Genomic DNA, 16,591 nt, shown 5'->3' on the forward strand with positions numbered 1-16,591 from the left:
TCCAGGGTGCGGGCGCGCCGGGTGAGGGCGCAGCGGACCGCGGTGGACGAGGGGCGCCGGACGGCGCGGGAGGTCAGCGGGCCGGACAGGCGGCGGTGCTGACCCGGAGCAGGTCGACGTGCAGGCGGCTCACCAGGAAGGCGCCGGGGAGGGTGGACGGGAGGCGGGTGGGGAGCCCACCGGTGCTCGCCGTCGTCGTCACGCCGACATTCCTACCATGTTGGTAGAGATTGTGGGCAAGGGGGCCGGGAGTGCCCCGTCACGTCCGCAGGACGTCGTCGCGCACGGTCGCCCAGGAGACCGCGGCGCCCAGCACCATCACCCCCGCACAGAGGCCCACGGCCAGCGAGTAGCCGGAGCTGAACGACGCGGCGTCGGTGTGGTCGTCGCCGGAGAGCCCGACCGCCACCGGCAGCGCCGCGATCGCGAGCAGGTTCGCCGCCCGGGCGACGGCGTTGTTGACCCCGCTGGCCACCCCGGCCAGGTGGTCGGGGGCGGCGCCGAGGACGGTCGCGGTCAGCGGGGCCACCACCAGCGACATGCCCAGCCCCAGGCCGAGCGAGCCGGGCAGCACGTCGACCCACCAGGAGCTGCCGGGCCCGACCCGGGTGAGCCACAGCAGGCCACCGGCGGACACCAGCGGGCCGACGGTCATCGGCAGCCGCGGCCCGATCCGCTGGGCGAGCGCGCCGGCCCGGGCCGACAGCAGCGTGATCACCAGGATCGTGGGCAGCAACGCGGCGCCGGCCGCGGTGGCGTCGTAGCCGAGCACGGTCTGCAGCTGCAGGACGAGGAAGAACATGACGCCACCCAGCGCCCCGTACACCGCCAGGGTGCTCAGGTTGGCGCCGGTGAACTGACGGTCGGCGAAGATCCCCAGCGGCAGCATCGGCTGGGCCGCCCGGCGCTCCCGGACGACGAACGCCGCCCCGGCCAGCACACCGACCGCCGCGGCGACCACCACCTCCGGGCTCCCGGGGTCGCTGCCCGCCGAGATCAGCGCGTCGGTGACCCCGGCCAGGGCCAGCGCACCGAGGACGGCGCCGAGCACGTCGAAGCGCCCGGTGCGCCCGGGGTCCCGGCTCTCCGGCAGGTGCCGGGCGGCCACCAGGACGACGACCACCGCGAACGGCACGTTGATCCCGAACACCCAGCGCCAGCCCACCGTGTCGACCAGGAAGCCGGCCAGGAACGGGCCGACCAGCCCGGCCAGCCCACCCAGCGCCGACCACAGGCCGATCGCCCGCGGCCGGTCCTGGTGCCGGAAGGACGCCTGGATGATCGCCAGGCTCCCGGGGGTCAGCAGTGCCCCGCCGACGCCCTGCAGCACCCGCGCGGTGACGAGCTGGCCGGTCGTCTGCGCCAGCCCGCAGGCCAGCGAGGCGACGGCGAACCAGACGACCCCGAGCACGAAGACCCGGCGGCGTCCGTACCGGTCGCCCAGGGAGCCGCCGAGCAGCACGAGCGAGGCCAGCGCGAGCGTGTACCCGGTCACCGTCCACTGCAGCCCGGACAGGGACGAGCCGAGGTCCCGGCTGATCGAGGGGAGCGCGACGGTGACCGCGGTGGCGTCGAGCAGCGCTATCGCCGAGGCGAGCACGGTGGCCAGAAGCACCCAGCGGCCCGGGGCGGTGCCCAGCGCGACCGGCTGACCGGCGAGCGGCGGCGGACCGGCCGCGGCGGGCGGGGTCGCGGTCACCGGGTCATCCTGGTCGACGCCGGCGGCTGCGCACCTCCGGTGTGGCCCGGCTCTCGTCCCCCGCCGCGCACGGCCGGGAACTGGACGGCGGGCCCGGACGACTGTGCAACCGTGCAGCAGCAGGAGCGGACCCGGCGAGCAGCCCACCGCCGTCCCCGGGTGGGGGTGCGCCGGCTGTCCGGCGCCCTCCTGTTGCTGGGGGTGCTGCTCGGCGTGCTCGTCGACGTGGGCACCGCGCGGCCGGCGGCCGCGCACGCCACCGTGGTGACGACGACGCCGGCCGACAGCGCCCGGCTGGACTTCGCGCCGGCCGAGGTGGTCATCGAGTTCGACGAGCCGGTCTCCCTCGGCGCCGGCTACGCGCGGGTGCTCGACGGCGAGGGGGAGCGGGTCGACACCGGGGCCGCCGAGGTGCGCGGCAGCACCCTCACGGTGCCGCTGCGCGACCAGCTGCCCGACGCCGGCTACGTGGTGACCTACCGGGTGGTCTCGGCGGACTCCCATCCCGTCTCGGGTGCCTTCTCCTTCGCGGTGGGTGAGGGGGAGCTGGTGGCGGCCGGCTCCGTCGGCGAGGGGGACGGCGCGGACCCGGGCGTGGCCGTGGCGCTGCCGGTCGCCCGCTGGCTGAGCTACCTCGGCCTGACCCTCGGGCTCGGCGTCCCGCTGGTGCTGGCCACCTGCTGGCCGGGGGGCTGGGCGGTGCCGCGGCTGCGGCGGCTGGCCGGTGCCGGGCTGGCCGCGGTCGTGGTCGGCGGGGTGCTCTCGCTGCTGCTGCAGGGCCCCTACGCCGCCGGGAGCGGGCTCGGGTCGCTGGTGGACCCGCAGCTGCTGGGCACCACTCTGGACTCGACCTTCGGCCGGACGCTGCTGCTGCGGGTGGTGCTCGCCGGGCTGCTGGCCGCCGTCCTGCTGCGTGGCTGGCGGCGGGGGAGGGCGCCGGGGACGGGCTGGCTGATCGCCGCCGGGGGGCTCGCCGCCGCGCTGGTGGTCGCCGTCGCCGCGGTGGGTCACCCGGTCGCCGGGCCGCTGCCGGTGCTGGCCGTGGCGGTGGCCGCCGTGCACGTCGCGGCGATGAGTGCCTGGCTGGGCGGGCTGGTCGCGCTGTTCGCCGGCGCCCTCCGAGGGCCGACGCCGGCGGGGGAGCTGGCCGCCGCGCTGCCCCGGTGGTCGTCGCTGGCGGCCGGCTGCATCGGCGCGCTGGTCGTCACCGGGGTGCTGCAGTCGGTCCGCGAGGTCGGGTCGGTGTCCGCGCTCTTCGCCACCACCTACGGCTGGGTGCTGGTGGCGAAGGTCGTCCTCGTGCTGCTGGTGCTGGTCGCCGCGCTGGTGAGCCGGGACTGGGTGCAGCAGCGGGTGGGCACCCGCCGCCGTCCCTCGCGCCGGGTCGTCGCGCAGGCGTTCGCCGCGGGGGAGGCATCCACCACCGACGGCCCCGCCACCGGAGACCCCGCCACCGAGGACCCTGCTGCCGAGCCGCCGGCGACGATCGGCGTGCTGCGCCGCGCGGTGCTGGTCGAGCTCGTCGGGGCGGCCGTCGTCCTCGCGTTGTCCGCGGTGCTGGTCGGCACGCCGCCGGCGAAGGCCGCCGTCGCCCAGCCGGTCGAGGTGACCCTGCCGCTCCAGTCGGCCGGTGGCACGACCGGCGCCGGCACGGTGCAGGTCCTCCTCGACCCGGCCACCCCCGGGCCGACCACGCTGCACGTCTACCTCTTCGACGCCGACGGGCGGCTGACCCAGCCGCAGCAGATCGGGGTCACCCTCACCGAGGTGGGGCAGGAGATCGGCCCGCTGGATGTCGACCTCGCCCCGGCCGGGCCCGGCCACTACGTCGGCGACCCGACGCTGCCCACCGACGGCAGCTGGACCCTCACCGTGACCGTCCGGCTGGACGAGTTCACCGCGGCCACCGCCAGCACCGTCTTCCCGGTGCGCTGACACCCCCTGCACCAGACCGATCCGAGGAGAACCGTTGTCCCTGTCCCTGCTCCGTCCCGCGCGCCGTCCGGCCGTCGTCCTGCTGACCGCGCTGCTCGCCTCGACGGGGCTGCTCGTCGCCGGCACCGGGGTCGCGTCCGCGCACGTCACCGTCTCCTCCGGTGACGCCGAGCCGGGTGGCTACGGCAAGCTCACCTTCCGGGTGCCGAACGAGAGCGACACCGCCAGCACGGTCGGGCTGCGCGTCCAGGTCCCCACCGATACCCCGCTCACCTCGCTGCGCGCGCAGCCGGTGCCCGGCTGGACCGTCTCGATGACCGAGGCGCAGCTCCCCGAGCCGGTCGAGGTGCACGGCGAGCCGGTCGAGCAGGCCGTCTCGGTCGTGGAGTTCCGGGCCGAGGAGGGGCAGGGCATCGCCCCGGGTGAGTTCCAGGAGTTCGCCCTCTCCGGCGGGCCGTTCCCGGAGACCGACGAGCTGACCTTCAACGCGGTGCAGACCTACAGCGACGGCACCGAGGCCGCCTGGATCGAGCCCACCGTCGACGGCCAGCCCGAGCCGCGGTATCCGTCGCCGGTGCTGTCGCTGGCGGCCGACGACGCCGACACCCCGACCGACACGGCGGCGACGGCCGACCCGGCGGCGGACGACGAGGGGAGCGACGGCACGGCGGTCACCGCGCTGGTGCTGGCGGTGCTCGGGCTGCTCGCCGGGCTGGGCGGTCTGTTCCTCGGTCTGTCCGCTCGCCGTCGTACCGTGTCCTCGTGAGTTCTGCTTCCCGTCCGACCCGTACCGGGCTGACCGCGCTGGCCCTCTCGACCGGTCTGCTCCTGGCCGGCTGTGGCGGGGACGCCGACGCCGGTGCCGAGGCCGCCGGGCACGACCACGAGTCGGCGGAGGCCCCGGCCACGCTGGAGGGCGGTGTGCAGGAGGGCGGCATGCAGCTGGTCGACCCGTACCAGAAGCCGGACTTCACGCTCACGGACACCAGCGGTGCGCCGTTCGACTTCGCCGAGCAGACCGCGGACGGGCCGACACTGCTGTTCTTCGGCTTCACCCACTGCCCGGACATCTGCCCGACCACGATGGCCGACGTGATGCTGGCGCTGGGCGAGGTCGACCCGGCGGTGGCCGAGAAGACGTCGGTGGTGTTCGTGACCACCGACCCGGCGCGGGACACCCCCGAGGTGCTGGGGGAGTACCTGGACCGGTTCGACGCCGGGCTGCCGACCCAGTTCATCGGGCTCACCGGCGACCAGGAGCAGATCGACCAGGCGCAGCTGGCCGCCGGGGTGCCGCAGGCGCAGAACGGCGGCGAGAGCCACTCGGCGCTGCTGCTGCTCTACGGCACCGACGGGGAGGCCGACGTCGCCTTCGACTCGGCCAACACCGCCCGCGACATCGCCATCGAGCTGGCTGCCGTCGCCGGGTGAGCCCCGCCGGTCACGTCTGGGCGACCGGGGTGGGCCGGGTCCTCGTCGTCCTGCTCGGGGTGCTCGCCGTCCTCGCCGTCGCGGCACCCGCGTCGGCGCACGTGGGCGGGGGCGCGGCGGGCAGCGACTTCGACGCGGCCGTCCGGACGGTCTCCCCGGAGCTGCCGGGGGTGAGCGTGCGGGTGCTGCAGTTCGGGGACGAGCTCGAGGTGGTCAACGAGACCGACACCGAGCTGACGGTGCCGGGGTACTCGGGTGAGCCGTACCTGCGGATCGGGCCGGACGGCGTGTGGCGCAACGCCGCGAGCCCGGCGACCTACCTCAACCTGGACCGGTACGGGCGCACGCCGATGCCGGACGGCGTCGACATCACCGCGGCGCCGCGCTGGGAGCAGGTCTCCACCCAGTCGCAGTACGTGTGGCACGACCACCGGACGCACTGGATGACCCAGGACCAGCTCCCCCCGGTGGTGGCCGCGGACCCGTCCCGGCCGCACACGGTCATCGAGTGGACCGTGCCGATGACCCACGGCGGCACCGACGTCGTCGTGCAGGGGGTGCTCACCTGGAGCCCGCCGCCACCGGCCTGGCTGGTCTGGCCCGGCTACGTGCTGCTGCTGGCCGGCACGGTCGCGGCCGGCTGGCTCGCCCGCGGTCCCCGGCCGCTGGCCGTCGTGCTCACCCTGGGTGCGCTGGCCGCGATCTACCACGCGCTGGCCACGCCCGAGCCGCCGAGCAGCGTCTCCTCGCACACCGGGGCGATCGTGTCGGCCCTGCTCCCGGCGCTGCTGGTGCTGCTGGCGACGGCGATCGGGGTGCGGGCGGCCGCGCGTGGGCGCGGCGTCCTCACCGGCCTGATGGCGGTGGTGGTCGGCTGGTTGCTGCTGGTGCAGGGCCTGCCCGACGTCGACGTGCTGTGGACGGCGAACGCGCTGACCGCCGGGCCGCAGGTGCTGGCCCGGGTGGCGGTCGCGGTGCTCGTCGCCGGTGGGCTGGGGCTGGTCCTCGGCGGGGTCGGCGCGGTCCGGCGGTTCCGGGACGACGCCCGCGACCCCGTGGCCCCGGTGGACGAACCCGCCCTGCACTGACGGGTCGACGTGTCGACTGGTCGACGAGTCGGTCCGTGGGACTCGTGTGACAGTGACTCGGCGTGTCGTGTCGAACACGCCGAGCAGCGAATTACAAGGCTGTCACTTGGTGTTTGGATGTCCCAGACCGAGCCGGAGCCGTAGGAGGACGCCGGGGGTTCCAGGAGAGGCAGGCGCATGGGTTCGAGGCACGCCGGCACCACGGTCCGCAGCCGCGGACGTGAGGTCGCACCGTCCTCGGGTTCCCAGCCCTCGGTCTCGCCCTACTCCGAGTCCTCGCCGTCCGGGTCCCCGACCTCCGGCTCCTGGCCGGTCGCGCTGCCGGCTGCCCCGCGGGCGGTCGCCCGCCGGCGTCCGGCCGCGCTGCTCGCGGCGCTGGTCGTGGGGGCCACGGTCGCCCTGGTCGGCACGCAGGCGCTGCCCGCCGCCGACGCCCGCGAGTCGGTCGCGGTGGAGGAGCTGCTCGGCTCGGACGCCGAGGGGCTGCTGGAGACCGAGCTGAGCCCGCAGCTGGCGATCACCGAGGTCGAGGCGCGTGCCCGGCTGGAGGAGGTCGCTGCCTCCCGCCAGGCGCGGGCCGAACGGGTCGCGCAGGAGCAGGCCGCCGCTGCCGAGGCCGCCGAGGCGGCTGCGGAGGCGGCCCGGCCGAAGGCCTCACCGCCGATCAAGGGCGCCCGGCTGACCAGCTGCTTCTGCCCGCGCTGGGGCACCATGCACTGGGGCATCGACCTCGCCGCGCCGATGCTGACCCCGGAGTACGCGGTCGAGGACGGCGTCGTCCTCCGGGCCGGTGCGGCCAGCGGCTACGGCCTGGTGGTGTACATCCTGGGCGTGAGTGGCGACGTGACCGTCTACGGGCACATGGAGAAGATCACGGTCGCGGCCGGTGACGTGGTGAGCGCCGGCGACCAGATCGCCCTGCTGGGCAGCCGCGGCCAGTCGACCGGCCCGCACCTGCACTTCGAGGTCCACTCCGGCGGCGTGGACGGCAAGCGCGTCGACCCGGTCGCCTGGCTCCGCGACCGCGGCGTCGAGCTGTAGCAGGACTCCGTCCCCTGGCCGGTCAGGGAACGGGTCCTCCCTCAGACCTGGCGGGACCAGGCGGTGACCAGGGTCGGCAGCACGATCCCGACGTGGAACGGCAGCAGGACCGCGCCCAGCAGCACCCCGCTGTCCGGGGTCGGCCAGCCGGCGACCAGCCAGACGCCGACGGTGATGAGCTGCACGGTCAGCAGGCCGAGGCCGATCCGGTAGGCGCGTGCGTACGCCTCGCCGCGCAGCTGCCACTGACGCTCGTCGAGCGCCTCTGCCGGCAGCTCCTCCACTCCGCGGGTGCTGCCCTTGAGGGCGCCGAGGCAGAGGACGAACGCCACCAGCAGCGCCGACAGGCCGATGGCGAAGAGGATCGGCGCCTGTTCGGCGAGGAAGAACAGGCCCGCTTCTGCCACGAGCAGGCCGCACATGGCCACCACCAGCCGGCGGCGGACGCGCGGGGTGCGGATGTACTCGAAGCGCGGGTCGTCGAGGCGGGCGGCGCGGCGCTGGACACGGGTGGGGGTGCTCATCAGGGCTCCTTGGTGCCGTAGACCTGCTCGGACAGGGTGCGGAACGGGGTGAGGGAGAAGACCGCCTCCATCGGGAGGCCGAAGACCGCGGCCAGTCGCAGCGCGAGGGTGGCGCTGGGGCTGTACTCGCCGCGCTCCAGGTAGCCGATCGTCTGGTAGTGCACGCCGACGGCGTCGGCCAGCTCCTGGCGGGACATGCCGCGCTCGGTGCGCAGCAGGGTGAGGCGGTTGTACAGCTCCACCTCGTCGGAGCGTTTACGTGGTGCCATGTAGCAAAAGTACTACGCGACGCTGCGGATCGACAACCCTGACCACGATCGCTGCCATGCTGACGGTCGTGAGCCGGGCGAGCGAGGACTCGAACCGCCGGATGCTGCGGGCCCGGGACGCGATGGACCGCTCGTACGCTGAGCCGCTCGACGTCCCGACCCTGGCCCGGGTTGCCTGCGTCTCCGATGCGCACTTCATCCGCACCTTCCGGGCCACCTTCGGGGAGACGCCGCACCGCTACCTGCAGCGGCGCCGGGTGGAGCGGGCGATGTGGCTGCTGCGCAGCACCGAGGAGACGGTCACCGACATCTGCATGGCGGTCGGCTTCTCCAGCCTGGGCACGTTCAGCCGGGTGTTCACCGAGATCGTCGGGGAGCCGCCGAGCGTCTACCGCCGGCGTGGGCCGCTGGCGCCGGTGCCCAGCTGCTTCGGCATGCGCTGGCTGCGGCCGAGCACGGACAGCGCAGTTTCGGAGAAGCCCGGGGACGAGCGCCGCCCCTAGCGTCCTGACCATGTTGAACACCATCACGATCACGCAGATCTTCGTCCCCGATCAGGACGCCGCGCTCGACTTCTACGTCGGCAAGCTCGGCTTCGAGGTGCGGACCGACCAGCAGTTTGGCCCGATGCGCTTCCTCACCGTCGCGCTGCCCAGCGACCCGGGCCACGCCGTCCTGCTGGAGCGGCCCGGGCCGCCCGGCTACAGCGAGGAGATCGCCGCCCAGGTGCGGGACCTCATCTCCAAGGGCGCCGCCGGCGGGCACCTGTTCTTCTCCACCGACGACGCGTACAAGACCCACGCCGAGCTCCGGGAGCGGGGGGTGGAGATCGCCGAGGAGCCGGTCGTGCAGCCCTATGGCATCGACTTCGGCTTCCGCGACCCGTTCGGCAACCACGTCCGCGTCGCCCAGCTCACCCCGCCACCGTCCGCCTGACGCCGTCCCGGTCGGCCCGCGCTCAGGACTCCGGCACGGTCCGGGGGCGGGTCAGCCGGGCGCGCAGCAGCAGCCCGGCGAGCACGGCGAGGAGGACGAGCACCGGTGCCAGTCCGGCGTCGGTCGCGACCCGCTCGCCGAAGGCGCGGGCGAGCAGGACGACGGTGCACGCCCAGGCCGTGCCGCTGACCAGGAGCACCGGGGCGACCAGCCGCAGCGGCACGCCGGCGCCACCGGCCACCCGGGGCGTCAGGGTGCGGCTGACTGCGGCCCACTGGGCGACGGCGAGGACGACGGCGCTGCCGCCCGGCCCCTGGGTGGTCAGCCAGTCGCGGGCCCAGCGCACCGCGGGGTTGACCCGCGCGCGCAGCCGGCCGGGCCGGGCACCGGTGCCGCGCCGCCGGTGTCCCTGCCGCCAGCCGAACAGCGCGCCGCCGATGCTGGCCGTGGCGGCCACCGCGATCGGCAGCGCCGGGTGGGTGCCCGAGACCGCCGACCACAGCCCCAGGACGACGAGGGTGGTCGACCCGGGCAGCAGCACGCCGAGCACGACGCCGCTCTCCGGGACCAGCAGCAGGGCAGCGACGCTCAGCACGAGCACGGCGGGCCAGCTGCCGACCTGCTCCAGCGCCGCACTCACCACCGCCGTCCACCGGCCGATCCTGTCGTTCCCACGCTGCTCCTGACCCTGCCCGCCGCCCAGACTGATCGGCCGCGCTGACAGTTCCCGGTGCGAGCCTGGCGGGAGGCGGGCGCCGGGACCATCGGGGAACCCCCTGACCCGACCCGGATACGTCAGCAGCGCGCCGAGGTCGGCGCCCGCAACGTCGAGAGCCCGTCGAGACGGCAGGCTCGGCGTGGAGCGCTGACGACACGACACCCGGTGAGGGCCCCCCTCGCCGGGTGCCGTTCACCGCGATGTATCGTTCTCCACGGCTCGGACACACCAGACCGGGTCGGCAAGGGGCTGTGGCGCAGCTGGTAGCGCACCACACTGGCAGTGTGGGGGTCAGGGGTTCGAGTCCCCTCAGCTCCACCCTTCGGACCAGGGTCTTCTTCGGAAGGCCCTGGTCCGAAATCGTTTCCTGGCCGCCGTTGGCCGCCCACCTCGGATGGGAGAGCGGCACCGCGTCCGGGCTGGGGCCGGCTGGCCGGTCAGTCCTCAGCGGCGGCGAACCGCACGGTGCGGGTGGCCGGGTCGGCCGTCACGAGCCGGACCCGGACCCGCTCGCCCGGGGTCAACCGCCCGTAGCAGCGGGCTTCCACGGCCAGTTCGGTGAGCAGCACAGTGGACCGCTTCTCGTCCGCGTCGAGCACGACGGCGTCGAACACCTCCCCGACCCGGCCGGCCAGCACGGTGGCCTCGACCAGGTCGATGACGGCGCGCTCGACCTCGCGCGTGCGCCGGTCCGAGGCGGCCATCAGCCCCGGCAGCTCCGGCAGTGCGGCGCGCAGCTCGGCGGAGGGCTGCTGCCCGGCAGCCAGCGCCAGGCAGACCTCGGTGCCGAACCGGTCGACCAGTCGTCGCAGCGGCGCGGTCACGTGCGCGTAAGGCGCGCCGACGCCACCGTGTCCCGGCTGGGCGGGCGGCGGGCCGTCGAACGCGGTGTAGGCGGCGCCGCGCAGCAGTGAGGTGGCGGCGTCCAGGAACGCCGCGTGCCGGGGCCGCGACGGGTCCAGACCGGCGATGACGTCGCCGGGACCGGCGCCGTCCGGCCAGTCGACGCCGAGCCCCGGAGCGAGCCGGCGGAGGGTGTCGACCGAGCCCGGGTCGGCCGGCGGCAGCGTGCGCAGCACCCCGACTCCGCCGGCCAGCATCAGCCGGGCCGCGCACCGTCCGGTGAGCAGCGAGATCTGCGCGTTCCAACCCTCGACGTCGGACTGGCCGCGGAAGGCGATCGTCCAGCCACCGTCGGGTCCTGGCTCCACCTCCTGGGACGGCGTGCCCAGCTCGATCGCACCCCGGTCCCGGGCGCGAGCCTGCAGGAGTCGGCCGATCTCGGGCAGCAGCTCCAACTCGACGGGGACGACAGCGCCCACCGACTCGTAGTCCAGCTGGGCCCGGCTGCGCACCCGGGCGCGGCGCAGGTCCACGGCGGTGACCTCGCCGTCGGCGTCCAGGTCGATGGTCCAGAGCGCCGCCGGCCGCAGTTGGCCGGGCAACAGGCTGGCTGCTCCCTCGGACAGTTGTGGCGGGTGCAGCGGCGTCCGGCCGTCGGGGGAGTAGACGGTCTGGCCGCGGCGCCGGGCTTCGGCGTCGATGGCGCTGCCGAGCGGCACGAAGGCGCCGACGTCGGCGATCGCGTAGGACACGCGGTAGCCGCCCGCGGTGCGGGCCAGGTGCACGGCCTGGTCCAGGTCGCGGGCACCGGCCGGGTCGATGGTGACCAGCGGCAGGTCGGTGGCGTCGTGGTCGGGCAGCGGTGGGTCGGCGGCGACCCGGTCCGCCTCGGCCAGCACGTCGGCCGGGAACTCGTCGGGCACCCCGGCCTCCGCCCGGATCGCGGCGAAGTCGAGCGGTCCGGACACCCTCAGCACGCGAGCCACGCCGCCACCCTGGCACGAGGGGTCGGGTACTGCGATTTGCGTAGTCGGAGCCTGCGTCTGCACGACGACGGGGCCCCTGCCTGGACGAAACGCTGCTCGGGACAACCACCACGACAACTGGGGTGTACCGACATGGCAGGTTTGCTCGATCGTCTTGGCCGCTTCTCCTTCCGCCGGCGGTGGTCGGTCGCTGTGCTCTGGCTGCTCGTCCTCGCCGGGGCGGTGACGGCCGCCGTCACGTCCGAGGGCCCGGTGAACACCCGGGCGACCATCCCGGGCATCGAGTCGCAGGACGCGTTCGACCTCCTCGCGGAGCGCTTCCCGGACACGCCCTCGGACAGCGCGTCGGCGACCCTCGTCTTCGTCGCCCCTGACGGCGGGTCGCTGGAGGCGCCGGCGAACCAGGCGGCCGTCGAGGCGGCGCTGGCCACCGTCGCCGACAGCCCGCAGGTGTCAAGGGTGGTGCCGCCCTCCGCGGGCGCGAGCATCAGCGCCGACGGCACGACCGGCTTCGCGTCGGTGAGCTACGACGTGCCGTCGGCTGAGGTGACCGACGAGTCGCGCGTCGTGCTGGAGGAGGCGGTCGAGCAGGCGCGGGACGACGGGCTGACCGCGGAGATGCGTGGCTCGGCGCTCAAGAGCCCCACCAGCATGAGCGCCACCGAGCTCATCGGGGTCGCGATCGCGGCCGTCGTCCTGCTGATGACCTTCGGGTCGCTGGTGGCCGCGGGGCTGCCGCTGCTCACGGCGATCATCGGGGTGGCCATCTCGTTCCTCGGCGTCTGGGCCCTCGCCGGCCCGCTGGGGATGGCGATCACCAGCGGAATGCTCGCGCTGATGCTGGGCCTCGCGGTCGGCATCGACTACGCGATGTTCGTCGTCTCGCGGTACCAGGAGGAACGGCAGAGCCAGGACGACGCCGAGGCGGCGGCCGGCCGCGCCGTCGGCACCGCCGGGTCCGCGGTCGTGTTCGCCGGGACGACGGTGGTGATCGCGCTCGCCGGGCTGTTCGTGGTCGGCATCCCGTCGCTGATGAAGATGGGGCTGGCCGCCGCGGGCGCCGTCGTCGTGGCCGTCCTGGTCGCGCTGACGCTGGTCCCGGCGCTGCTGGGCATGTTCCCGAACCGGGTCCGCTCGCGGTCGCAGCGGCGGGGGGCTGGCACGAACCCCCGCGTCCCGGTGGCCCGCACGTGGAGGCGGCTGGTGCGGCGCCGGCCGCTGCTGGTCACGGTGGCCGGGGTCGCGGTGCTCGCTGCCGTCGCCGTCCCGGCGCTGTCGTTGCAGCTGGGCACTCCCGGGGACGCCTCGCTGCCGACCACGGCGACCGAGCGCCGGGCCTACGACCTGCGGGCCGAGGCGTTCGGCCCCGGCTCCAACGGTCCGCTGACCGTGGTGGTCGACGCCCGCGGTGCGAGCGACCCGCAGACCGCGGTGACGGCCGTCGCGGACGACCTCGCAGCGACCGACGGCGTGGCCTCGGTGTCGACCCCGACCTTCAACGCGCAGGGCGACACCGCGATCCTCACCGCCGTCCCCACCACCGGGCCGACCGACGAGCGCACCGAGGCGCTGGTGGAGTCGCTGCGCGACGCCCGCCCGGCCGTGGAACGCGACCAAGGGGTGAGCTACGAGATCACCGGGACGACGGCGCTCGACATCGACATGGCGCAGAAGACCCAGTCGGCCCTCGTGCCCTACGTCGCGCTCGTCGTCGGTCTCGCGGTGCTGCTCCTGCTGGTGGTCTTCCGCTCGATCTGGGTGCCCATCAAGGCCGCGGTCGGCTTCCTGCTCTCGCTGTTCGCCTCGATCGGGGTGATCGTCGCGGTCTTCCAGTGGGGCTGGGCAGGTGATCTGCTCGGTGTCGAGCAGACTGGCCCGGTCATGAGCCTGATGCCCATCCTGCTGGTGGGGATCGTGTTCGGGCTGGCGATGGACTACGAGGTGTTCCTGGTGTCGCGGATGCGGGAGGCGCACGTGCACGGTGTGCCTGCCCGCCAGGCGGTCAGCACGGGCTTCGCGCAGAGCTCGAAGGTCGTGGTCGCCGCCGCGGTGATCATGATCGCGGTCTTCGGCGGGTTCGCGGCGGCCTCCGAACCGCTGATCAAGATGGTCGGTCTCGGGCTCGCGGCGGCGGTCTTCTTCGACGCCTTCGTCGTCCGCCTGACGCTGGTGCCCGCCGTCCTGCAGCTGCTCGGCGAGCGGGCGTGGTGGCTGCCGCGCTGGCTCGACCGGCTGCTGCCGAACGTCGACGTGGAGGGTGCGTCGCTGGCCCCCGCACCGGCCCAGGCGCAACCGGACCTGGCGCTGAGCAACCGCTGATGAGCACCGGCCGGATCGGGGGGCGGGACGCGGCGGCCGCGCTCGTCGCGTTCCTCTTCGCCGCCCTCGGTACCAGCATCGACACCGAAGGCATCGTCGGCCCGGCCGTGCTCGTCCCCGGCGTGCTGCTCAGCCTGGTCGCCAGCGTCGCGCTGTTCACCGCGGCCCGGTGGCCGCGCGCCGCGACGGCCGTGGCGATCTGCTGCGAGACCGCCGCGTGCGCGCTCGGCTACCTGCCGACGCCGTTGCTGCTGGCCCCGCTGATCGGCTGCCTGTACTGGCTCGCGGTCGTCGGGTCGGTGCGGGCGGTCGCCTGGTGGACCGGGGCCGCGGTGGCCGCGGTGATCCTCGGCGGCCTGATCGACACCCCCACCGGCGGCTCGCTGGTGTTGCGCACCGTCGGCGTCGCGCTGTGGCTGCTGCCGGCGGTGTTCGCCGGCCGGACGACGCAGGCCCACCGGTCCTATCTCGAGGTGGTCCGGGCCCGTGCCGAGGACGCCGAGCGCAGCCGGGACGACGAGGTCCGGCACCGGGTGGGGGAGGAGCGGCTGCGCATCGCGCGGGAGCTGCACGACGTCGTCGCTCACCACCTGACGGTGGCCCACGCGCAAGCCGGGACCGCGGAGCACCTCCTGGACCGGCGTCCCGAGCAGGCGCGGGAGCTGCTGGCCGGGCTCAGCGTCTCCACGTCGGCGGCGCTCCACGAGCTCAAGGCGACCGTGGCGGTGTTGCGCACCTCCGACGACGACCCACCGGCGGACACCGTGCCGGCACCGGGGCTCGATCAGCTTGCGGAGCTGGTCGAGCCCTGCCGGGCGGCCGGCATCGAGGTCACGGTGCTCCGCGAGGGGGTGCCGGCGGGCCTGCCCCGGCTGGTCGACGTCACCGCGTACCGGGTCGTCCAGGAGGCGCTGACCAACGTCACCAAACACGCGGTCCGGCCGTCCGTGACGATCACCGTGCGCCGCACCGAGGACAGCCTCTGCGTCCAGGTGGTGAACACCGGCGTCCGGCCCGGTCCGGTGGGATCGGGCTACGGGCTGATCGGGATGCGCGAACGCGCGCTCGCACTCGGCGGGACGGTGCACGCCGGCCCGGCGGGGGAGGACCGGTACGCCGTCACCCTCACCGTTCCGCTGACGCCCTGGGAGGGACCCCGATGATCCGGGTGCTGCTGGCGGACGACCAGGCGCTGCTGCGCTCGACGTTCCGAATGCTCATCGACTCCGAGGACGACCTGACGGTCGTCGCCGAGGCCGCGAACGGCGCGGAGGCGGTCGAGCTCGCCCGTCAGCACCGTCCCGACCTGGTGCTGATGGACATCCGGATGCCGGTCCTGGACGGGCTGGCCGCCACCCGGCAGATCTGCTCCGACCCGGTCCTGGCCGGCACGCGGGTGCTGATCCTGACCACCTTCGAGTCCGACGAGCACGTGGCGCACGCGCTCCGGGCCGGGGCGAGCGGCTTCCTGGGCAAGGACGTCACGCCCGCGCAGCTGCTCGCCGGGATCCGGACGGTCGTGGACGGGGAGGCGCTGCTGTCGCCGGTTGCCACCCGGGTGCTGGTGAACCGCTTCCTCGCCAGCCCGGACGGCATCGGCGACCTGCCGCGCGGACTGCTCCCGAGGTTGACCGACCGCGAGCGCGAGATCACCGGGCTGGCCGCGCTCGGCCTGTCCAACCAGGAAATCGCCGACCGGCTGGTGGTGAGCCCGCTGACGGTGCGCACCCACGTGCACCGGGCGATGACGAAGCTGGGCGCCCGCGACCGGGCCCAGCTCGTCGTCATCGCCTACCAGGAGGGGCTGGTCCAAGCGCCCTGACCGGCTACCGCACCACCGATGGAGCCGGGCGCGCCTGGGAACGAGTCAAGAAGCGTTGTGCGGCACTCCGGCCCGGGGTGCCGTCCGGTTGTGGCGGAGCAAGTCCAGGGCTGCGGCGGACGGTGTTCCGGGCGCGGCGGTGTAGAGCAGCACGCGGTGGCCGGCGTCGTCGGGTGGGGTGAGCACCTCGAACGCCACCTCCAGCTCGCCGACCTCCGGGTGCCGCAACTGCTTGGTGCCGGAGACGCAGTTCGCCACCGGGTGCCGGGCCCACAGCCGGGCGAACTCCGCGCTCTGCACGGTCAGCTCGCCCACCAGCCGGGTGAGCTCGTCGTCGTCCGGCGACCGGCCGGCCAGCACCCGCAGCGACGACACCGCCCGCTGGGCCTCGTCGTCCCACCGGCTGTACAGCTCGCGGGTGTGCGCGTCGAGGAACAGCAGCCGGGTCATGTTCGGTCGCTCGGCCGGGCGGTGCGGTGAGTCGAACGGCAGGTGCCCGGCGACCAGGCGGTGCCCGAGCGCGTTCCAGCCGAGCACCTCGCTGCGCCGGCCCAGCACCACCGCCGGGGTGTCCGGCATCGACTCGATCAGCCGCAGCATCCCGGGGCGGATCACGTCCGGGCGCGGGCGGGAACGGCGGCGGGTGGGGGCGTGGGCCAGGGTGCGCAGGTGCGCCCGCTCGTCGGCGTCCAGCTCCAGCGCCCGGGCCAGCGCATCGAGCACCGCCTCCGACGCGTTCGCGCTGAGCCCCTGCTCCAGCCGCGCGTAGTACGTGGCGCTCACCCCGGCCAGCATGGCCAGCTCCTCGCGCCGCAGCCCGGGCACTCGCCGCGCGCCGTAGCCGCGCAGGCCGACGTCCGCCGGCTGCAACGCCGCGCGGCGCACGCGCAGGAACTCCCCGAGCTCGGTCATGGGCTCATCCTGCCGCCGGCCGCAACGCCCAGCCTGTCCCTGCCAGTGACAGGAACCCGGGGGTGTGG

Annotated in this window: 17 protein-coding genes and 1 tRNA gene; 11 read left to right on the forward strand and 7 right to left on the reverse strand. The window is 74.8% G+C overall.

Features of this window, described 5'->3' with window-relative positions:
* Nucleotides 1–73 precede the first annotated feature (73 nt).
* Entirely contained in the window at nucleotides 74–202 is a 129-nt protein-coding gene (locus G5C62_RS28465) for a putative leader peptide (protein WP_277424749.1), read from the reverse strand.
* A 57-nt stretch (nucleotides 203–259) separates the two neighbouring features.
* Nucleotides 260–1,699 (reverse strand): MFS transporter, encoded by a 1,440-nt coding sequence (locus G5C62_RS02010; RefSeq protein ID WP_164699812.1) that lies wholly within the window; start codon nucleotides 1,697–1,699, stop codon nucleotides 260–262.
* Between the two features lie 111 nt (nucleotides 1,700–1,810).
* On the opposite strand from G5C62_RS02010, the gene G5C62_RS02015 reads away from it, so the two are divergent.
* The 5 genes from G5C62_RS02015 (at nucleotide 1,811) to G5C62_RS02035 (ending at nucleotide 7,194) form a co-directional block, all read left to right on the forward strand.
* A complete protein-coding gene (locus tag G5C62_RS02015; RefSeq protein WP_241175654.1) occupies nucleotides 1,811–3,634 on the forward strand; it encodes a copper resistance protein CopC in 1,824 nt (607 codons plus the stop codon).
* A 34-nt stretch (nucleotides 3,635–3,668) separates the two neighbouring features.
* Nucleotides 3,669–4,400 (forward strand): YcnI family protein, encoded by a 732-nt coding sequence (locus G5C62_RS02020; protein ID WP_241175655.1) that lies wholly within the window; start codon nucleotides 3,669–3,671, stop codon nucleotides 4,398–4,400.
* Entirely contained in the window at nucleotides 4,397–5,065 is a 669-nt protein-coding gene (locus tag G5C62_RS02025; protein WP_164699813.1) for an SCO family protein, read from the forward strand. Before G5C62_RS02020 ends, G5C62_RS02025 begins: the two co-directional genes overlap by 4 nt.
* Nucleotides 5,062–6,153, forward strand: coding sequence for a hypothetical protein (locus G5C62_RS02030; RefSeq protein WP_241175656.1), 1,092 nt, complete (start codon nucleotides 5,062–5,064; stop codon nucleotides 6,151–6,153). Before G5C62_RS02025 ends, G5C62_RS02030 begins: the two co-directional genes overlap by 4 nt.
* Before the next feature lie 177 nt (nucleotides 6,154–6,330).
* A complete protein-coding gene (locus G5C62_RS02035; protein ID WP_164699814.1) occupies nucleotides 6,331–7,194 on the forward strand; it encodes a M23 family metallopeptidase in 864 nt (287 codons plus the stop codon).
* 41 nt (nucleotides 7,195–7,235) lie between these two features.
* On the opposite strand, the gene G5C62_RS02040 is transcribed toward G5C62_RS02035, so the two are convergent.
* A complete protein-coding gene (locus G5C62_RS02040) occupies nucleotides 7,236–7,718 on the reverse strand; it encodes a hypothetical protein (protein WP_164699815.1) in 483 nt (160 codons plus the stop codon).
* Nucleotides 7,718–7,987, reverse strand: a complete 270-nt coding sequence (locus tag G5C62_RS02045) for a helix-turn-helix transcriptional regulator (protein WP_164699816.1) — start codon at nucleotides 7,985–7,987, stop codon at nucleotides 7,718–7,720. The genes G5C62_RS02040 and G5C62_RS02045 overlap by 1 nt, the downstream gene beginning before the upstream one ends.
* 56 nt (nucleotides 7,988–8,043) lie before the next feature.
* On the opposite strand from G5C62_RS02045, the gene G5C62_RS02050 reads away from it, so the two are divergent.
* Together G5C62_RS02050 and G5C62_RS02055 are read left to right on the forward strand one after the other, a co-directional pair.
* On the forward strand, nucleotides 8,044–8,490 hold the full coding sequence (locus tag G5C62_RS02050) for a helix-turn-helix domain-containing protein (RefSeq protein WP_206330426.1): 447 nt from the start codon (nucleotides 8,044–8,046) through the stop codon (nucleotides 8,488–8,490).
* Nucleotides 8,491–8,500: 10 nt separating this feature from the next.
* Nucleotides 8,501–8,923 (forward strand): VOC family protein, encoded by a 423-nt coding sequence (locus G5C62_RS02055; RefSeq protein WP_164699817.1) that lies wholly within the window; start codon nucleotides 8,501–8,503, stop codon nucleotides 8,921–8,923.
* Nucleotides 8,924–8,945: 22 nt separating this feature from the next.
* Here the strand turns inward: G5C62_RS02055 and G5C62_RS02060 are convergent, their stop codons facing one another.
* Nucleotides 8,946–9,563, reverse strand: coding sequence for a DedA family protein (locus tag G5C62_RS02060; protein WP_164699818.1), 618 nt, complete (start codon nucleotides 9,561–9,563; stop codon nucleotides 8,946–8,948).
* A gap of 323 nt (nucleotides 9,564–9,886) precedes the next feature.
* On the opposite strand from G5C62_RS02060, the gene G5C62_RS02065 reads away from it, so the two are divergent.
* Nucleotides 9,887–9,959, forward strand: a tRNA-Ala gene (locus tag G5C62_RS02065).
* A gap of 119 nt (nucleotides 9,960–10,078) precedes the next feature.
* On the opposite strand, the gene G5C62_RS02070 is transcribed toward G5C62_RS02065, so the two are convergent.
* Nucleotides 10,079–11,452, reverse strand: a complete 1,374-nt coding sequence (locus G5C62_RS02070; RefSeq protein ID WP_241175657.1) for an RNB domain-containing ribonuclease — start codon at nucleotides 11,450–11,452, stop codon at nucleotides 10,079–10,081.
* A gap of 150 nt (nucleotides 11,453–11,602) precedes the next feature.
* Between G5C62_RS02070 and G5C62_RS02075 the strand changes: the two genes are divergently transcribed.
* From G5C62_RS02075 to G5C62_RS02085, 3 genes are read left to right on the forward strand one after another with little or no spacing between them, the layout of a single operon-like run.
* Nucleotides 11,603–13,789 (forward strand): MMPL family transporter, encoded by a 2,187-nt coding sequence (locus G5C62_RS02075; protein WP_164699820.1) that lies wholly within the window; start codon nucleotides 11,603–11,605, stop codon nucleotides 13,787–13,789.
* Nucleotides 13,789–14,952, forward strand: coding sequence for a sensor histidine kinase (locus tag G5C62_RS02080; protein WP_164699821.1), 1,164 nt, complete (start codon nucleotides 13,789–13,791; stop codon nucleotides 14,950–14,952). Before G5C62_RS02075 ends, G5C62_RS02080 begins: the two co-directional genes overlap by 1 nt.
* On the forward strand, nucleotides 14,949–15,611 hold the full coding sequence (locus tag G5C62_RS02085; RefSeq protein ID WP_164699822.1) for a response regulator transcription factor: 663 nt from the start codon (nucleotides 14,949–14,951) through the stop codon (nucleotides 15,609–15,611). The genes G5C62_RS02080 and G5C62_RS02085 overlap by 4 nt, the downstream gene beginning before the upstream one ends.
* Before the next feature lie 45 nt (nucleotides 15,612–15,656).
* On the opposite strand, the gene G5C62_RS02090 is transcribed toward G5C62_RS02085, so the two are convergent.
* Nucleotides 15,657–16,523: a helix-turn-helix domain-containing protein gene (locus G5C62_RS02090; protein WP_164699823.1), complete on the reverse strand. Its 867-nt coding sequence runs from the start codon at nucleotides 16,521–16,523 to the stop codon at nucleotides 15,657–15,659.
* Nucleotides 16,524–16,591: the final 68 nt, after the last annotated feature.

It is taken from the genome of Modestobacter sp. KNN46-3 (genome assembly GCF_011039295.1).

What these genes read in the sequence shown, in the direction of transcription:
- G5C62_RS02035 (WP_164699814.1), top strand. Translation starts at nt 6,331, where the DNA reads ATGGGTTCGAGGCACGCCGGCACCACGGTCCGCAGCCGCGGACGTGAG.
- G5C62_RS02050 (WP_206330426.1), top strand. Translation starts at nt 8,044, where the DNA reads ATGCTGACGGTCGTGAGCCGGGCGAGCGAGGACTCGAACCGCCGGATG.
- G5C62_RS02045 (WP_164699816.1), bottom strand. Translation starts at nt 7,987, where the DNA reads ATGGCACCACGTAAACGCTCCGACGAGGTGGAGCTGTACAACCGCCTC.
- G5C62_RS02055 (WP_164699817.1), top strand. Translation starts at nt 8,501, where the DNA reads ATGTTGAACACCATCACGATCACGCAGATCTTCGTCCCCGATCAGGAC.
- G5C62_RS02040 (WP_164699815.1), bottom strand. Translation starts at nt 7,718, where the DNA reads ATGAGCACCCCCACCCGTGTCCAGCGCCGCGCCGCCCGCCTCGACGAC.
- G5C62_RS02085 (WP_164699822.1), top strand. Translation starts at nt 14,949, where the DNA reads ATGATCCGGGTGCTGCTGGCGGACGACCAGGCGCTGCTGCGCTCGACG.
- G5C62_RS02080 (WP_164699821.1), top strand. Translation starts at nt 13,789, where the DNA reads ATGAGCACCGGCCGGATCGGGGGGCGGGACGCGGCGGCCGCGCTCGTC.
- G5C62_RS02075 (WP_164699820.1), top strand. Translation starts at nt 11,603, where the DNA reads ATGGCAGGTTTGCTCGATCGTCTTGGCCGCTTCTCCTTCCGCCGGCGG.
- G5C62_RS02090 (WP_164699823.1), bottom strand. Translation starts at nt 16,523, where the DNA reads ATGACCGAGCTCGGGGAGTTCCTGCGCGTGCGCCGCGCGGCGTTGCAG.